Below are 16,696 nucleotides of genomic sequence, written 5' to 3'. Positions count from 1 at the left end.
AATATAACTATTTTGAAATCACTCGCCAATTGTCTTCAAAACCGTAAGAAATCCGCCTATCAAAAACTGAAAAGCAGATTTCTAAAAAAACTAAAGTCAGCCCAAGCCTCTTCTGACCGATCAGCCCATCAGCTAGTGGATCGTTTACGCAAGTTGGAACGGCAACTGGGAATCCATTCCAGTCTCAGTCTACGCCATTGGGCACTGGCAGCTACCCTTGGGATCATTACCACAGCAGCTTCCTTTAAATCAAAAGCCAGGGGTTCCTATACGGACTACAATTCATGGTATCACAGGAGAAATGATCTGGTGGAGTACCAGATGGCACCCAACATGATGGTGCAGGGGGATACAGCTTCCGATCTGAGCGCAGGTCCTTACCTTGGAGATGGTTTGGTACTGAAGGAGAAGGTGGCAGCCGATTTTGATAACGATGGGGACGTTGATTTTGTGGGATTTGGTTATAACGAGCATGGGCTCTATGTAAATGACGGCTCTGCTAATTTCGAAAGGTTTCATTTCACTCCGGCGGCCGATGCGAGGTTTCGGGCTGCAGTAGCAGATACTGTGGATTCGGATGGTGATTTTGACTTGTTAATTCTGGAAGATATCATGGGATACTCCAGTTCACGCATTCGCTTTCTGGAGAACGATGGTGCTGGCAACTTTCAGGGAGATTCAATCATTTTTGACGACCCCAAGTACATACGCACGCTACAGACCGGTAATATGGACGTTGATGGTGATCTGGATGTGTTAACAGCCATATGGTATGGCTCCGGGTCATTTAGATATGAGTTTTTGGTCAATGATGGAACCGGGTTTACCAGAACACCTCTCCCAAAATCACTTTATTACCAGGCCTATTCTTCGTATTCTGATGTGGTACGTCTTGGGGATTTTGATGGGGATGGCGACATGGATATTCTGACCATGCCTAATGGTGATTTCGCCGTGAATTATAACAGTGCCTCTTATTATGAGGCCTTTGAGGTGTTTTTGAATGATGGTGCAGGCGGGTTTGGTTCTTCGGTTGTCACCAGGTTTGATGTAAATTTGGAGGTTTGGTACTCGGGGAAGTTTTTTCACGATATTAAAGTAGCCGATGTAGACAATGACGGTGACTTGGATGTCATCGTCGGTCTTAATATTGATCACCCTAATAATGATCGGGTGGGTGTCAGCTTAAATGACGGTTCTGGATTGTTTGGGCCTATAAATGACGTGGTGGTTAATGGTGAACTCAACGGGTTTTCGGTGGCCAATTTTGATGATGATGCCGATTTGGAGCTACTGGTTAAGAGCACAGAGATTTTCAGTCCCTATTCGCAAATCACAGAGGTATTTGATTTTGGCACAAACTCCTTCACCACTTCATTGGCTACACTCAATGCCAATGTGGGCACTTTTGATGATTTTGTGGCCGGAGATTTCGACAATGATGGCGACGATGATCTGATCGCAACCAATGACTTTGAGGCTTTTCAGTTTGATGTACAAAGTGGCATCTTTAATGTAGTCACCAATCACCTTGTTCAGCCCATTTGGGCATATGATTTTGAATTGATGGACGTGGATGGAGATGGAGACCTGGATGCCATTGGTAACGAAATGGGGCAGTTTTTGGTAAACGATGGGGTGGGTAATTTCACCCTTTCACAAAACCTTTCAGATTCCCTGGGGTTTGCTTCTCCTTTGGTGGCCATCGGTGATTTTGACAATGATGGAGACCTGGATTTGGTGTTTGCCGGAGAGGCCCATTTAGGGGATGAGAATTATTATACATCGGTCTATCCATTTGAATTTTCCAATGGAAAGTTTTCGTCATTGGCTCCGGTAGAAGTTGCCGTTTCGCAATACTCCTTTGAGATTAATGTCATGGCTCTGGCTAACCTGGATGCGGATCCTGAGTTGGAATTGGCAATTGTGAACCAGAAGACTTTCTCGACCAAGTACCTGGAGATACATGATTTTGTGAGTGGTAATTTTTCTCCAACCACTATTTCCGAGACCTCAGTTGCCAACTCTGAAGTTGAGAGCATTCTGATCTTTGATGTGGACAAAAATGGTGTCAATGATGTGGTGATCGGTACAGGGTATTCCGGTGTGAGCGTTTTTGAGAACACGAATGGAGATGCTACTTTGTTCACTCAGCAACAAGACGCTGCTGATGGAGGAACCTATGTGATTTCTCTGGATACCGCTGATTTTGATGGTGATGGAGATTATGAATTACTGATTGCCTTTAATTCACCTGGTTCTTATGAACAGAGAATTGCCTATAATGGATCTGATACCCTGGCTTTTTCCTGGGTGACTCAGGATGTTATATTGACTAATAAGGCAGAGATTTCAGACGCTCATTTTGCTGATTTTGATAATGATGGCGATCAGGATATTGTTTTTGCAAGCCTGGAGTACGGTGATACTTTTATGGAGAATACCGGCAGTGGCTTTGTGGAAGTGATGCCGGCTCCTTATGCATCACATCGTATCTCCGTGGGCGATGTGGATGGAGACGGAGACATAGATTTGTTCGTGACCGAAGGACCGGAAAAAGGGCGGGTAAGACTACTTATCAATCAATTGCCTAATCTGGCCCCTGTGATTTTGGCTCAGACCTTTACCATTAACGAAAATAGTCTCAATGGATCGGTAGTGGGCACAGTATTGGCTTCCGACCCTGAAGGGAAACCTGTTACTTTTAGCATTTCCTCTGGAAACGAAAGTGGAGCATTATCCATGAGTGCTGGTGGAGAGTTAACAGTTCTGGATTCTGCGGTCCTTGACTATGAGACTACCACACTATTTAGTCTGGAAGTAGAGGTGTCGGATGGTTATAATACCTCTTCAAACACTGTTACGGTTAATCTGGCTGATATCGATGAAGCACCGGTAGTGACTGATCAGAGCTTTACTGTTGCTGAAAATGCATCAAACTCTGCGGTGGTTGGCACTGTGGTCGCTGTTGACCCGGAGGAAGGAACGCTTTTGTTTACTATTTCTTCAGGAAACGAAGGTGGTGCGTTTGAGATTGGTTCCAACTCGGGAGTGATTTCAGTATTAGACTCCACTCAGTTGGACTTTGCTGTCACGCCACAGTATCTTCTTACCGTTGAAGTATTCGATGGTACTTCCACCGTTTCGGGCATCATCACCATTGATGTGAGTGACTTTAATGAGGCTCCCGAAGTACTGGATTACACATTCACAGTAGACGAAAATACCCCTAATGGTACTGTAGTGGGTACTATAGAAGCCACCGACCCTGATGACAGTATTTTGGCCTATAATATTGACACAGGTAATGAATCGGGTGCTTTTGCCATTGATCCCGAATCAGGGGTCATTAGTGTATTGGATTCTGCTCAATTGGATTTTGAGGCAATCACACAATATGTTCTGGCCGTACAGGTATCTGATGGTGTCAATAGTGTCACGAGCACAGTGACCATAGATATTAATGATGTAAATGAGGCACCTGCTATGGAGCCTTACAGCTTCTCCATTGATGAAAACGTGGCAATCGGTACGCTTGTCGGTACTCTTGTGGCTACAGACCCTGAGGGAGATGATATTTCTTTCCAGATAGTATCAGGGAATGAAAGTGGAGCATTTGCCCTGGATCCTTCTAGTGGCGCACTTTCAGTAAATGATTCTGCTGCATTTGACTATGAGTCAGCGACCCAGTTTGTATTGCAGGTTGGGGTGGCTGATTTGAACAATTCATCTGTCCAATCGGTGACGGTTGACCTGAATGATGTCAATGAAGCTCCTGTTTTCGAAGATCAGGTGTTTTCTATCAATGAAAATATTGCCAACGGTATCTCCGCAGGAACATTGTTGGCTACTGATCCGGAAGAAGATGCCGTTACCTTTACCCTCATTTCAGGAAATGAGAGCATGGCTTTTAGCTTTGATGGTGAAAATGGAGCCTTTTCGGTGGCAGATAGCTCACAACTGGATTTTGAATCCATCCAGCAGTTTGTCTTCAGCATAGAAGCTTCTGATGGAGTATTAACTGTAACTTCTACTGCCACCATCAATTTGAATGACCTCAACGAGACTCCTGAAATATCGGAACAGAGTTTTTTCATTGATGAAAATTCACCAAATGGTTCGGTAATAGGTACTGTATTGGCTGGTGATCCGGAGGGTGACGGGCTTACCTATACCATCTCTTCGGGAGATGATGGATCAGTCTTGATAAATACCGAGACCGGCGTTTTAACAATAGCAGATAGTGTGCAGTTTGATTTTGAATTGCAGGAAAGCATCTCTATAGAAGTACAGGTGTCAGATGGTGAGTTTGATGCAAAAGCTAATGTGACCATTAACATCAATGACTTGAATGAGTCTACCGCGCCGATGATTGCTGATCAAACTTTTCAAATCCCGGAAAACCCGGAAGAAGGAGCACTCATTGGGGTGATTGAGGCCACAGATCCTATGGAACTTCCTTTGGAAATTACGATAACTGCCGGGAATGAAAATGGTGTGGTATCTATTACCAATGGAAATGAGCTGGTGGTCAATGACGCATCGGCCTTCAATTTTGAGGAGACTCCAGAAATGTCCTTCACGGTGGAAGCCACCAATCAGTCTGAAACCACTACAGCCATCCTGACGGTGAGTATCATTGACATCAATGAAACTCCGGTGATAGAGGAAGATCAGGTATTTAGGATCGAGCAGGGCACTGAGAATGGTGCTTCCCTGGGGGTGATCAAAGCAACCGATCCTGATGAGGATGAGTTGACTTATACCATCGTGGATGGTAATGTGAGCAATGCTTTTGCCATTAACCCGAGCACGGGTAATTTGACAGTCAGCAATTCATCCGCCATAGATTTTGACGTTAATCCTGATTTCAGTCTGGAAATTAATGTGTCCGATGGTGAGCTATCCGCAGGAACCGAAGTTTCCGTGAGGGTAACCACTTTGGAACGTGATAAAACAGCATTGCTGGAGTTTTTCGCAGCCACGAATGGAGCTAACTGGACAGCCAATGCCAACTGGAGCAGTGCCAACGCCGTATCCGCAAGTTGGTCAGGAATTGAGGTGACCGGTGGCAGAGTCACAGGTCTGAGGTTGCCTAATAATAACATTGCAGGTAGTGTTCCTGAATCATTTGCTGATTTGACAGGATTAACTGTAATTGATTTGAGTGGGAATGAAATTAATGGCTTCCCCAATGTCTCTTCATCTGGCAATCCATCACTCAACCTTTCCGAGAACCGGTTGGGAATCACGGATCTATTAAAGAATACCAGTTTAACCACCTATACGTATGCACCTCAGAAACGCTATGGGGAGGTCAGACATGATACCATTCCGGCCGGAGATGATTACCAGGTGTCAATCGCAGAGGTAAAAACGAATGCCGGCAATAGTTATCAGTGGTACCTGGAGGATGTTAGCATCCCTGGAGCCAATTCCATGACTTACATGATCAATGCTATAGATATCAATAGCATGGGTCGTTATTCACTTGAAATCAAAAACCCATTGCTTCCCCAATTGACATTGAATACGCGGCGTTTTTCGGTGTGGGCAGCCACGGATGTGTTTGGGAAGGTATTTGCGAATTCGCAGGGAGCCGTACTGAACAATGGTCAAGTGGATATATTCAGGATTTTTGACGGGCCATTCCAGATCACAGACAGTGCTTCTCTGGCAGCAGATGGTACCTATGTGATTCAGGATGTGGTTTTGGGTGATTTTATTCTTCTGGTCAAGCCTAACCGAACGGTCTTTCCGGATGTATTGCAGACCTACTATGTGAGTACCACCGATTGGGATGAAGCAGATACGCTCTTCCTCTATGAAGAAGCGGAAGGAATAGATATTCAGATGGTATTTTACGATGAAAAGACGCCTACACCTGGAGGAGCTGATTTCGTCGGAACCCTTGAGTCTGATTTTGAGGACATCATAGGGGAAGAGGATGAACGCATAGATTCCCGACGAAAGGTAAAGCGTGCCGGTTGTTCGATGAGACGCTTTGTAAGAGCCGGAAGGACAGAAGAGGATATCTACGAGTTGTATGCCTATGTAGAGTCTGATGATGAAGGGGTATTCAATTTTGAAGGGATTCCTGAAGGTAAGTACTTGTTGAATATTCAATATCCAGGTGTACCGATGGATCCTAATTCGGACATTGAGTTTATCATCGGTGGGGATAAGGAAAATCAGAAATTTCAGTTGACCGCCACCATTACCGAAAATGGTATTGTCGTGGAAGCCACCGAAGTACTTTATACCATGAAGCCTTATTTGAAGGACCTTCAGCTGTACCCTAACCCTACAGCCGGGGTGCTGAGCGCTGAATTTTTCGTGTATAGAAAACTCAGAGACCTTAAAATGGAAGTTTTGGATGTATCCGGTGTGAAGCTTTTCGAGCAGACCCTGGATCCGAAACTGGGTGCTCAAAGTACGGAGATAGATTTAACGACTTATTCAAGTGGCGTTTATTTTGTGGTATTCACGGATGAGGCGGGTACTTTCAGACAACAAGTCAAGGTGGGCAAAAAATAAAGCCATTTATCATGAAATATCGGTCCCGAAAGCTCTGGCTTTCGGGACCTTTTTGTTTTTAAAAAGGCCATTTTAACCCACTGGAGGCATATATGCAAAAACAGGGGATTGAAAAATACCATAAATAGGGTATTGCCACCGGCGGCTCACTACTTTATCTTAGCCTTAACAATTCAGAGAATACTTCTGTATCTGTTCACCGCTGGTTAAAAGCCTCTCATTCTTGGGAGGCTTTTTTTATTGAAATTGTCTGGCAACCCCCAACAATTTTGAGTTCTTCAGGTTTATCCTTTTATGGAAAAGACAGCCACCAAATCAAGGAAAAAATCAGTCAGCAAGGACGACTTCAAATTGGCGTATATAGATCACGTGCTCACACACGGCACCAATCCGGCTTCTGTTTTTGCTTTTGCGAAAGCACTCAAAAGCACTGAAGCGGAGTACTACACCTTTTTTAACTCCTTCAAAGCTCTGGAACGAACCATCTGGACCGACTGGTTTGATCAGACCATCAAAACCATAGAGGAAGATCCTGCCTATGCTGAATATACCGTGAGGGAGAAGCTATTGGGTTTTTACTTCACCTGGCTGGAAGTGCTCAGAAATAACCGAAGCTTTGTGCTGAAGAGGTTTGAGGAGATTAGTAGAAAGGAACTCAATCCCTACTTTCTGGAAGGGGTTCATCCACATTTTAAGGCTTATGTGAATGACCTGATTACCGAAGGAAAGGACACTACAGAAGTGGCCGAACGACCATTTACCAATCAATACGAGAAGGCTTTTTGGCTCCATTTTCTATTTATCACCCGGTTTTGGGTCAATGATGATAGCTCCGATTTTGAAAAGACAGACGCGGCCATTGAGAAGTCCGTGAACCTGGCCTTCGATCTGGTAGGTAAGGGGCCCTTGGATTCGATGCTCGACTTTGCCAAGTTTCTTTTTCAAAACAAATAGATTCATCAGTCCTTTCTGAGCAGGTATTCATGAAGGAATCCATAGATAAACGCCTTGTTTTCCACTTGTTCTGAAACATTGGCAGCTCCGGAATGGCCCGTTCCCTGCTGTGTCCATAAGAGCACCGGATTGGCATCAGAAAGCCCCTGCATGGCAGCAGCAAACTTAAACGAGTGAAGTGGTGGTACCCGGTCATCGGTATGGGCGGTCACCAGGAGTGTGGGCGGGTATTGAATGTTTTCTTTCAGGTTGTGGTATGGAGAGTAGGAGGCCAGATTGAGAAACTCAAGTGAGTCCGCGACGGACCCAAACTCATTTACCCATTTGGGCCCGACAGTAAAACTTTCGTAACGCAGCATATCCAGGGCGGCTACTTTTAGCACCATTGCGCCAAAAAGCTCCGGGCGCTGGGTAAGTACAGCACCTGCCACCAGCCCGCCATTGGATGAACCAATAAAGCCCATCTTCTCAGGTTGCGTGTGATTTTCGTCAATGAGGTATTCCGCAGCAGCAATCACATCGTCAAATGTGTTTTGCTTCTTATCGAGTCTTCCATTTTTCCACCACTCGTACCCGAGTTCACCACCTCCACGTGCGTGCACAAAGGCAAAGGCCCCTCCTTGCTCTATAAAGTAAATGATGCCGGCATCGTAGCGGGGGTTGCTCACTTTGCCGAAACCACCGTAGGCGGAGAGCAGAAAAGGAGTTTTTCCATCCTTTTTGAGTTCATTTTTATAGACCATGAAGATTGGAATCATGGTGCCATCTTTGGAGGGGAAATATTCTGTGGAGAATTTGAAGGATTCAAAATCGAAGTTGACACCCGTGCGCTCTACCACACTGTAGTCAAACTTGTTCAGATCCAGCTTGCAAACCACAGGTGGTATGGTGAAGGACTGCAAAAGAAAAATAAAATCTCCGGAAGCCTTCTGGTAGCTCATATTGGATATTGAGACACCCCCGGGTAAGTCTATCTCCTTCAGGACATTTCCCTCCAGATCCATCACAGTCATAAACGGCTTGCTCAATGCCTGGTAGGAGACCACTATTTTATCATCCATAAGCTCATATCCGGTGATCTGAGCGTCTTGGTACTCTGGTGTGATCCTGCTTATCTCCAAAGGATTCTGAGCGGTGAAGGCGATGATTTGGGACTTGTTATGAATGGTTGCTTCCATATAGAAGCGTCCATATTTATAATCTATAAACTCCAGGGAATAATTGACTTTATAGTGCAGGGGCCTGAATGCCTTCACATCACCAGCTGGATCAAAGTAGAGGTAGCTGTAGTGATCTTTGGCCGGATTATCAATTTCCAGCACGTACATATCCTCTTGATAGGTACCTGACAGGTGAAAATCATCAAGAGGTGAATTGGTTTTGAAAACCAAAGAGTCCTCTTTCTGCTCGGTGAAAAGTCGGTGGTAGTAAATTTCGGAATCCAGGGTTTGGTCTGTAATGGCGCCTTCCCGGTATCTTTTATAGAAAAAACCATTGTTGAACCAGCGGACATTTGAGAATTTAACTCCAGTGAGCACCTCTGGCGGGGAAATACCCCCTTTTGTAGATTGAATCTTGATCTCCCGCCAGTCACTTCCATTTCTACTGTAGAGGTAGGCCAGGTATCGGTCGTCCTTTGAGGGCGCAAAATTTTCCACGACGATACGGTCACTATTTGAAATGAATTTGGGGTCTACCAGTACCCTGTAGTTGTTGAAGGATCGCTCGCGATAGTAAATGCTCGGTGCTGAGAAATTATCATCGTAGAACAGGCGATAATTAGATTCATGATTGCTGCTGAAGTTGATATTGGCGTAAGTACTCCATCTTTTTTCCTGTGCCATATACTTATTGAGCATATTGATGGTATTGTTCCGGTTGGCGAGCTTTCTGAGATGTTTAGTGGATACATCATTCTGAGCGTCTGCCCATATACGTACTTCAGGTCGGTCAATTTCTTCCAGCCATTGGTACTCATCCATTACTTTGTATCCGTGGTATTCGTTGACCGTAGGCCGCTTAATGGTCGGGGGGTATTCCAGGTTCTGACTGCTGGATGAAATGGAACTAAGCAGTATCAATACGGATAAAAGTGAAGGTAGGAAGAGTGACCTAAGCATAAGCTTGTTTTCTTTTTAAACAGTTAAGTAAGGTAGATTCCCTCAAACTTTATTTCAAAATAATCCAACCTTTTAGATACACGCGAAGTTCTACCTGCAATTAACAGAGATATGAAAGAGCAAGGAAGAATTCCCGTAGGGAAAGTATCAAGGGCAGCCAAATTTGTAAAAACGGGCGCCAGGGTAGGTGGCAATTATGTGAAGCATTACGGGCGAAAGATCATGGACAGAAATGCCACACGTGAGCAGTTGGATCAGGACAATGCAGAGGACATTTACGATTCACTCAGTGAGCTGAAGGGGAGTGCGCTGAAGGTGGCTCAGATGCTGGCCATGGACAAAAATCTGCTACCTACAGCCTACCAGGATAAGTTTGCGATGAGTCAGTATAGTGCACCTCCACTTTCCTATCCGCTGGTGGTAAAGACCTTTCAGAAGTACTTCGGGATGGCTCCGACTGAGCGGTTTAATTCCTTTACTAAAAATGCTGTAAACGCGGCATCAATAGGCCAGGTACACCGGGCTACATTGGGTGATAAAACACTCGCTGTTAAGATTCAGTATCCGGGCATTTCAGATAGCGTTCGGTCCGATCTGAAGCTGGTCAAACCTTTTGCTTTGCGCCTCTTTGGACTGAATGAAAGAGAACTCGATCAGTACATGGATGAGGTAGAAGGGAAGCTGCTGGAGGAAACGGATTATGAGTTGGAGGTGTCTCGTTCGAAGCGAATTTCTGAAGCTTGTAAACACATTCCCGACCTGATTTTTCCGCGCTACTATGAGGAGCATTCTGCCGCGCGTATCATCACCATGGACTGGCTGGAGGGTCAGCACATCCGGGAGTTTCTGGCTACCAATCCTTCTCAGGAAATACGTGATCGGATAGGGCAGGCTATGTGGGAATTTTACCATCATCAGATTCATCACATCAAGTCTGTGCATGCGGATCCGCATCCCGGAAATTTCCTAATGCGATCCGATGGCACTTTGGGGATTATAGACTTTGGTTGTGTGAAGGAAATTCCAGAAGACTTCTATATTTCCTACTTCAAGTTGATGAATAAAAGTCTCCTGCTGGACGACAAGGAATTGGTGCCGGTGCTTTATGATTTGAGCTTCATCTATGCCGATGATTCTGATGATGATAAACAACTCTACTTGACTCTCTTTAAGGAAATGATGGGGCTTCTCGGTCGGCCATTTCATACCGATGATTTTGACTTCTCTGATGATTCGTACTTCAGGAAAATTTACGAGCTCAGTGAGCGTCTGGGGAGTATGAAGGAGCTTAGAAACTCCAAACATGCGCGGGGTTCCAGACACGGACTTTACATTAATCGCACCTACTTCGGGTTGTATCAGTTGCTTAATATGTTGGGGGCGAGGATATACACCACCAAGCCTGACTGGCTGAAGTAATGGGGTACTCATTTCATTTATCCTGAGGGTTTGGTTATCTTTTGAGAATGAAGACAACATACCTAATAATTGCATGGGCCATTGCCCTCGTTTCATGCGATAATCCCAGTGTTCAGGAACTGGGTGAAAAATGGCAATCTATTGAGCGGGATTTGCAGACTCAGCTGATTACAGCAGGAGATAGTGCGGTCATAGAACTGCCTGAAGGCCACTTTATGTTTACAAAATCACTTTTAGTGGATGGTAATAAATACCTGATTATCAAAGGACAAGGTATTGATAAAACAATTCTCTCTTTTGAGATGCAGGAAGAGGGTGCTGAGGGCCTTAAAATTGCTAATGGGGTTAGCATTATCGTTGAAAATTTCACAATAGAGAATGCTAAGGGGGATAATATCAAGGTCACCGATACCCGGGGAATCACCCTGCGAAACATCAAGTCTCAGTGGACTGGCACCCCTCAAGAATCCAATGGTGCCTACGCCTTTTACCCGGTCCTGTCCAGCAATGTGTTGGTGGAAAATTGTATTGCCATTGGGGCGTCGGATGCGGGCATTTATGTGGGACAGTCCGACAGTGTGATCATCAGAAATAATGAGGCTTACTTCAATGTGGCAGGCATAGAGAGTGAGAATTCACGGTGGGTGGAAATCTACGGAAATCTGGCCCATGATAACACGGGCGGCATCCTGGTATTTGATCTTCCGGGGCTTACGCAATATGGTCATACCACCCGGGTGTTTAGCAACAATGTCAGCGAGAATAATTTCAGAAATTTTGCACCGCAAGGCAACGTGGTGGCCACTGTGCCGCCGGGTACCGGAGTGATGCTTTTGGCTACCCGAAACATTGAGATTTTTGATAATATCATTGCTGACAATCGGACGATTGGTACAGCCATAGTCAGCTATGATCTGGTGGAAGCTATGGCCACTACCGAGGAGTCACAGTTGAATGAAAACATAGAAAAGTCCAAAAAGGATGAAGGCTATAATCCCTATCCAAATGAGGTTTATATTCATGATAATGTTTACTCGAATGGCTTTTGGTTTCCTACCTGGAAGAATGATTTTGGGTTGCTGTTCACCATGAAGTTTCCCTTTGGTACGCCTGATATTGCATGGGATGGGATCTCACCAGCGGGGTCTGATTTCGCGCTATGTATAGAGCAGGAAAATGTGAAATTTGCTAACCTGGATGCGGCTAATGATTTTGAAAATCTCACCACAGACTTGGGGAAGTTTAGCTGTGTGGGAAAGTTCGTTGACCCTGTATTTTGAATATGAAAGGTATCATCTTTCTATTATTGATCATGGCTTTTCTCGGTTGTGATTCCACCCGCAAGAAGCCTGTGATTGAGGAAGTAAATCTGGTAGGGACAGTAGGACTGGATCAGCCTGAAAGACTCTCCGAATGGGGCCTGTTTTTGGAGCCTCTAAAGGAGCTCTCACCTGGACTTGGAGTGGTTCCATATGACCTCAACGCGCCACTTTTTTCTGACTATGCGCAAAAGGCCAGATTCGTGAAAGTACCAGATGGTACAAGGGCTACCTACGATTCTTCGGAGGTGATGAGCTTCCCTGTGGAGACCATTTTGATTAAGAATTTTTACTATGCCAATGATTTAAGGGAATCAGATGGAGAGCGAAGGATCATAGAAACAAGGTTGCTGATTCACGAGCCACCGGGATGGAATGCACTCACCTATGTCTGGAATGAAGAGCAGACCGAAGCCTTTTTGGAAATAGCAGGAAAGACTGTACCCATATCATGGACGGACGAGGCGGGGGTTTTAAAAAGAGTCAACTATTCGGTACCCAACCTGGTGCAGTGCAAGAGTTGCCATGAGCGCTCCGGCCAGATGTCTCCCATCGGACCCACTGCCCGGCAGCTCAACCGGGATTACACTTATGAGGCAGGTGTGGAGAATCAGCTGGATCATTGGGAAGAAGCGGGGCTGCTTTCCGGTTTGCCCGGTGGGGATCACAGGCCAAAGCTTCCTGTGTGGGATGATGAGCGCACTGGCACGCTCGACCTCCGGGCCAGGGCCTGGCTGGAGACCAACTGCGCCCACTGCCATCGTGCGGAGGGGCCTGCCAAAAACACCGGACTTTATCTGACTTATAACGAGACCGATCAGTACAAACTGGGCATCAACAAGCCTCCAGTGGCGGCAGGCAGAGGTTCTGGAGGTCTTACCTACGGCATTGTGCCGGGGAAGCCGGATCAGTCCATATTGGTTCATCGCATTGAGTCATTGGATCCAGGAGTAATGATGCCGGAGGTAGGTCGCAAAATGAGAGATGAAGAAGGTATTTCCCTGATCCGAGAATGGATTGCTCAAATGGATGGAGGACGACAATTATGAGGTTAATTTTTACATTAGCAAATCTTTTCACCCGCCAGTGATGTTCTGAATTATTAAGAATCTGAAAAATCTATGAAAGAATTGATAACGGCACCCTGGCCCTGGTATGTGGCCGGGCCATTGATCACGCTGGTGATGGTACTGATGCTTTTGTTTGGCAAAAGCTTCGGCATATCTTCTACACTTAAAACTGTTTGTTCCATTGGAGGGGCGGGAAAGTGGAGTGACTTTTTTCGGTTCGACTGGAAGTCCGCCTCCTGGAATCTCTTTTTCGCTGCGGGGGCCATCATTGGTGGGTACATAGCTTCCACCTTTATGGCGCCAGAGCAGGCTATTGCGCTCAATCCCGCAACGGTGGCTTCTTTGCAGGCATACGGTATAGACAATGCTGGTGCCGAGTTTCTACCCAGAGATATTTTTAATCTCGGAAACCTGCTGACCACTCAGGGACTCATCTTTATGGTACTGGGTGGTTTCATGGTGGGCTTTGGTACCCGCTATGCCGACGGCTGCACCTCAGGTCATGCCATCAGTGGTTTGAGCAACCTCCAGTGGCCATCGCTGGTAGCCGTGATTGGCTTCTTTATTGGCGGCCTCATTGTTACACATCTGATTTTACCTGGTTTACTATGAGCAGATTGAGATTTTTACTGGCAGGCGTGTTTTTTGGCATCGTATTGACCAAGGCAGAAGTGATCTCCTGGTATCGCATTTATGAAATGTTCAGGTTTGAGTCGTTTCATATGTACGGAGTGATTGGCTCTGCCGTCATATTGGGAATTATTGCCGTTCAGGTTATCAAGCGATTCAATATCAGGGATATCTCCGGCAATCCCATTGTGATACAGGAGAAGGCTAAAAGGTTCTGGCCACCGCTCATTGGTGGTACCATTTTCGGTCTGGGCTGGGCACTGACTGGTGCATGTCCGGGTCCCATCTATATTCTGATTGGAAATGGATTTATGGCCTTTGGAGTAGTTTTTCTGGCGGCCGTACTGGGCACCTTTGTGTATGGCCTGGTGATGAATAAGCTTCCGCAGCGGTAAGCGGTTGGTGTCAATCATTTTTGGTTATCTTTCACAGACCAAAACCCAAAATGATATGACATATACAGAAGGCATGCTCCGTGAGGGCGCACTAAAAGGAAAAACCATCCTCGTAACCGGTGGGGGTACCGGATTGGGTAAATCCATGGGGACCTATTTTTCCGAGTTGGGCGCCAACCTTATCATCACCAGTAGAAAACTGGATGTGTTAGAGCAAACAGCCAAAGAGATCTCTGATCAGACAGGAAATCCTGTGCTTCCACTGGCCTGCGATGTACGTGAGTATGAGCAGGTGGAAAAAGCCATTGCAGACTCAAAGGCCCGGTTTGGACACATCGATGTGTTACTCAACAATGCCGCTGGTAATTTTATCAGCCCCACAGAGCGCCTTTCTCACCGGGCTTTTGATACGGTAGTGGATATCGTGCTCAAAGGCTCCTACAACTTTACGCTGGCCCTCGGTAAGGACTGGATAGCAGACAAGCATCCTGGAAATATTCTGAGTATAGTGACTACCTATGCCTGGACCGGCTCGGGCTACGTGGTGCCTTCTGCTTGTGCCAAAGCAGGTGTGCTGGCCATGACCCGGTCATTGGCAGTAGAGTGGGCACACTACGGCATCAGGGCCAATGCCATCGCACCCGGACCATTCCCCACAAAGGGCGCCTGGGACAGATTGCTGCCCGGAGGGCTGAAAGAGAAATTTGATCCGGCCAACAAAGTGCCTGTGGGCAGAGTAGGTGTGCATCAGGAGTTGGCCAATCTGGCTGCTTACCTGGTGTCAGATTATTCGGCCTACGTGAATGGTGAAGTAGTGACCATAGATGGTGGGGAGTGGCTCAAAGGAGCCGGAGAAATGAACCAGCTGGATCAGGTGCCCGAGGAACTATGGGATGCTATGGAGATGTCCAGAAAGGGAGGTTCCAAGCTGAAGATGATGTGGGCTTACCTGAATGGCATGCGCAAGATGAAATTTGGAAAATGAGTGATCGGCTGGAAGATTTGAAAAATCTTCCAGCCGATCACCTTTCCAATCAACATCAGGCCATGGCTTTTAGCCTGTTTACCTCTAACCAGGAGCCGGCGTTTTCGCAATCCACGCCTTGATGACTCAGGTAATTCTGCGCCTGACCACTGCGGTTGCCACTGGCGCAGCAGAGCAGAATGGTGCCTTTTATTTCTTTGATTTCCTGTATCCGCTGTGGAATTTCATTAAGGGGGATGTTGATGGAGCCTGCTACGTTTCCACCCTGAAACTCGCCTGGTGTTCTTACATCTATTACGGTAGCTCCCTGAGCCATAAGTTCTGAAATATTCATTTTGTTTTTTATTGCAAAGGAATAGGCTCTCTGAATGACGTTTGGTAACAATGGTTACTTAAGCCCCTGCACCACTCACTTACCTTTGACGAATGAAAAAAATACTTGAAAATAATCAGCTGTTTCGTACCTCGGGCCTTTTGTCCCTGACATTGGGGCTGGCACCCTTTGTGCCGGAGCCTCATGTTTGGGGAAAAATCCAATGGGTTTTAGGCGGAGCGGTTGGAATGCAGCCAATGGATTATTTTGACTTAGTCCTGCATGGTTCGCCATGGGTGGTGTTCATAGTTCTGCTGACTTACCGCGGTGTTCGCTATTTGCGCCCAAGCTGAATCAAGCAGTCAAAGTCGAAACCCAAACCTGAGGGTGTGAACAAAAAATCTGCTCCGGGGGTTCTATTCGTATATCTGGCAGTATGAAAACATCGACCTCAGCCCTTCTGCTTATTTTCCTGACTTCCTGCGGTGCCATAGACGGCCCTGCCGCGGATGACATGCCCAGACCACGTACGGAATTTATCAACTGCTTTTGTGATGAGTACAACTCCACCACTGAGTGGGTATATTGTACACCCGTCAATGTGAACCTGACCGGACTCCCCATAGAAAGTGCCGTCATGAACTACTCCGTCAGGATCACAAGAGGCGGGGATATACTGGAGGCTGAGCTCTATGATATCAACGGTCAGCAGGCCATACCACTTACCCGGGTGGAGTCTGTGATAGGTTATGTGATGCACACCCGCAAGACCGAAAACATAGCCGGCTACCTTCAGGATCATGAAAAGGAGCTGGTGATTCGCTTTAGAGTAAATAGGGAAGGTGCTGTTGGCTATATGTCGAATGGCTCAGGCATTGAGCTTACCTATAAGAACTAAGGCCACAAAAAAAGGGGAACATGAAAAGCTTTCATGTTCCCCTTTTTTGATTAGCT

Annotated in this window: 12 protein-coding genes; 10 read left to right on the top strand and 2 right to left on the bottom strand. The window is 46.1% G+C overall.

What is annotated here, in order from left to right; all coding sequences use genetic code 11:
* Positions 1-12 precede the first annotated feature (12 nt).
* Positions 13-6,537 carry a cadherin domain-containing protein gene (locus RIH33_RS04825; RefSeq protein WP_406652568.1) on the top strand — a complete coding sequence of 2,175 codons (6,525 nt, stop codon included), beginning with the start codon at positions 13-15 and terminating at the stop codon, positions 6,535-6,537.
* A gap of 294 nt (positions 6,538-6,831) precedes the next feature.
* Positions 6,832-7,491: a TetR family transcriptional regulator C-terminal domain-containing protein gene (locus tag RIH33_RS04820; RefSeq protein WP_406652566.1), complete on the top strand. Its 660-nt coding sequence runs from the start codon at positions 6,832-6,834 to the stop codon at positions 7,489-7,491.
* 5 nt (positions 7,492-7,496) lie between these two features.
* Here RIH33_RS04820 and RIH33_RS04815 read toward each other — a convergent pair whose 3' ends face one another.
* Positions 7,497-9,611: a prolyl oligopeptidase family serine peptidase gene (locus tag RIH33_RS04815; RefSeq protein ID WP_406652564.1), complete on the bottom strand. Its 2,115-nt coding sequence runs from the start codon at positions 9,609-9,611 to the stop codon at positions 7,497-7,499.
* Positions 9,612-9,722: 111 nt separating this feature from the next.
* Between RIH33_RS04815 and RIH33_RS04810 the strand changes: the two genes are divergently transcribed.
* The 6 genes from RIH33_RS04810 (at position 9,723) to RIH33_RS04785 (ending at position 15,429) form a co-directional block, all read left to right on the top strand.
* Entirely contained in the window at positions 9,723-11,030 is a 1,308-nt protein-coding gene (locus tag RIH33_RS04810) for an ABC1 kinase family protein (protein ID WP_406652563.1), read from the top strand.
* 47 nt (positions 11,031-11,077) lie between these two features.
* Positions 11,078-12,310, top strand: coding sequence for a parallel beta-helix domain-containing protein (locus RIH33_RS04805; protein ID WP_406652561.1), 1,233 nt, complete (start codon positions 11,078-11,080; stop codon positions 12,308-12,310).
* Between the two features lie 2 nt (positions 12,311-12,312).
* Positions 12,313-13,398 carry an SO2930 family diheme c-type cytochrome gene (locus RIH33_RS04800; RefSeq protein ID WP_406652560.1) on the top strand — a complete coding sequence of 362 codons (1,086 nt, stop codon included), beginning with the start codon at positions 12,313-12,315 and terminating at the stop codon, positions 13,396-13,398.
* Positions 13,399-13,470: 72 nt separating this feature from the next.
* Positions 13,471-14,031, top strand: a complete 561-nt coding sequence (locus RIH33_RS04795) for a YeeE/YedE family protein (protein ID WP_406652558.1) — start codon at positions 13,471-13,473, stop codon at positions 14,029-14,031.
* Positions 14,028-14,444, top strand: coding sequence for a DUF6691 family protein (locus tag RIH33_RS04790; protein ID WP_406652556.1), 417 nt, complete (start codon positions 14,028-14,030; stop codon positions 14,442-14,444). The genes RIH33_RS04795 and RIH33_RS04790 overlap by 4 nt, the downstream gene beginning before the upstream one ends.
* A gap of 55 nt (positions 14,445-14,499) precedes the next feature.
* Positions 14,500-15,429: an SDR family oxidoreductase gene (locus RIH33_RS04785; RefSeq protein ID WP_406652555.1), complete on the top strand. Its 930-nt coding sequence runs from the start codon at positions 14,500-14,502 to the stop codon at positions 15,427-15,429.
* Positions 15,430-15,484: 55 nt separating this feature from the next.
* On the opposite strand, the gene RIH33_RS04780 is transcribed toward RIH33_RS04785, so the two are convergent.
* Positions 15,485-15,763 carry a rhodanese-like domain-containing protein gene (locus RIH33_RS04780; protein WP_406652553.1) on the bottom strand — a complete coding sequence of 93 codons (279 nt, stop codon included), beginning with the start codon at positions 15,761-15,763 and terminating at the stop codon, positions 15,485-15,487.
* 92 nt (positions 15,764-15,855) lie between these two features.
* Between RIH33_RS04780 and RIH33_RS04775 the strand changes: the two genes are divergently transcribed.
* On the top strand, positions 15,856-16,095 hold the full coding sequence (locus tag RIH33_RS04775; protein WP_406652551.1) for a hypothetical protein: 240 nt from the start codon (positions 15,856-15,858) through the stop codon (positions 16,093-16,095).
* A gap of 83 nt (positions 16,096-16,178) precedes the next feature.
* Positions 16,179-16,640 carry a hypothetical protein gene (locus RIH33_RS04770; protein ID WP_406652549.1) on the top strand — a complete coding sequence of 154 codons (462 nt, stop codon included), beginning with the start codon at positions 16,179-16,181 and terminating at the stop codon, positions 16,638-16,640.
* Positions 16,641-16,696 lie beyond the last annotated feature (56 nt).

The organism is Marinoscillum sp. (assembly GCF_040222955.1).
Lineage (GTDB): Bacteria > Bacteroidota > Bacteroidia > Cytophagales > Cyclobacteriaceae > Marinoscillum.
This window is presented reverse-complemented; position numbering and strand designations above follow the sequence as displayed.

What these genes read in the sequence shown, in the direction of transcription:
- RIH33_RS04815 (WP_406652564.1), bottom strand. Translation starts at nt 9,611, where the DNA reads ATGCTTAGGTCACTCTTCCTACCTTCACTTTTATCCGTATTGATACTG.
- RIH33_RS04780 (WP_406652553.1), bottom strand. Translation starts at nt 15,763, where the DNA reads ATGAATATTTCAGAACTTATGGCTCAGGGAGCTACCGTAATAGATGTA.
- RIH33_RS04810 (WP_406652563.1), top strand. Translation starts at nt 9,723, where the DNA reads ATGAAAGAGCAAGGAAGAATTCCCGTAGGGAAAGTATCAAGGGCAGCC.
- RIH33_RS04820 (WP_406652566.1), top strand. Translation starts at nt 6,832, where the DNA reads ATGGAAAAGACAGCCACCAAATCAAGGAAAAAATCAGTCAGCAAGGAC.
- RIH33_RS04800 (WP_406652560.1), top strand. Translation starts at nt 12,313, where the DNA reads ATGAAAGGTATCATCTTTCTATTATTGATCATGGCTTTTCTCGGTTGT.
- RIH33_RS04785 (WP_406652555.1), top strand. Translation starts at nt 14,500, where the DNA reads ATGACATATACAGAAGGCATGCTCCGTGAGGGCGCACTAAAAGGAAAA.
- RIH33_RS04775 (WP_406652551.1), top strand. Translation starts at nt 15,856, where the DNA reads ATGAAAAAAATACTTGAAAATAATCAGCTGTTTCGTACCTCGGGCCTT.
- RIH33_RS04795 (WP_406652558.1), top strand. Translation starts at nt 13,471, where the DNA reads ATGAAAGAATTGATAACGGCACCCTGGCCCTGGTATGTGGCCGGGCCA.
- RIH33_RS04805 (WP_406652561.1), top strand. Translation starts at nt 11,078, where the DNA reads ATGAAGACAACATACCTAATAATTGCATGGGCCATTGCCCTCGTTTCA.
- RIH33_RS04790 (WP_406652556.1), top strand. Translation starts at nt 14,028, where the DNA reads ATGAGCAGATTGAGATTTTTACTGGCAGGCGTGTTTTTTGGCATCGTA.
- RIH33_RS04770 (WP_406652549.1), top strand. Translation starts at nt 16,179, where the DNA reads ATGAAAACATCGACCTCAGCCCTTCTGCTTATTTTCCTGACTTCCTGC.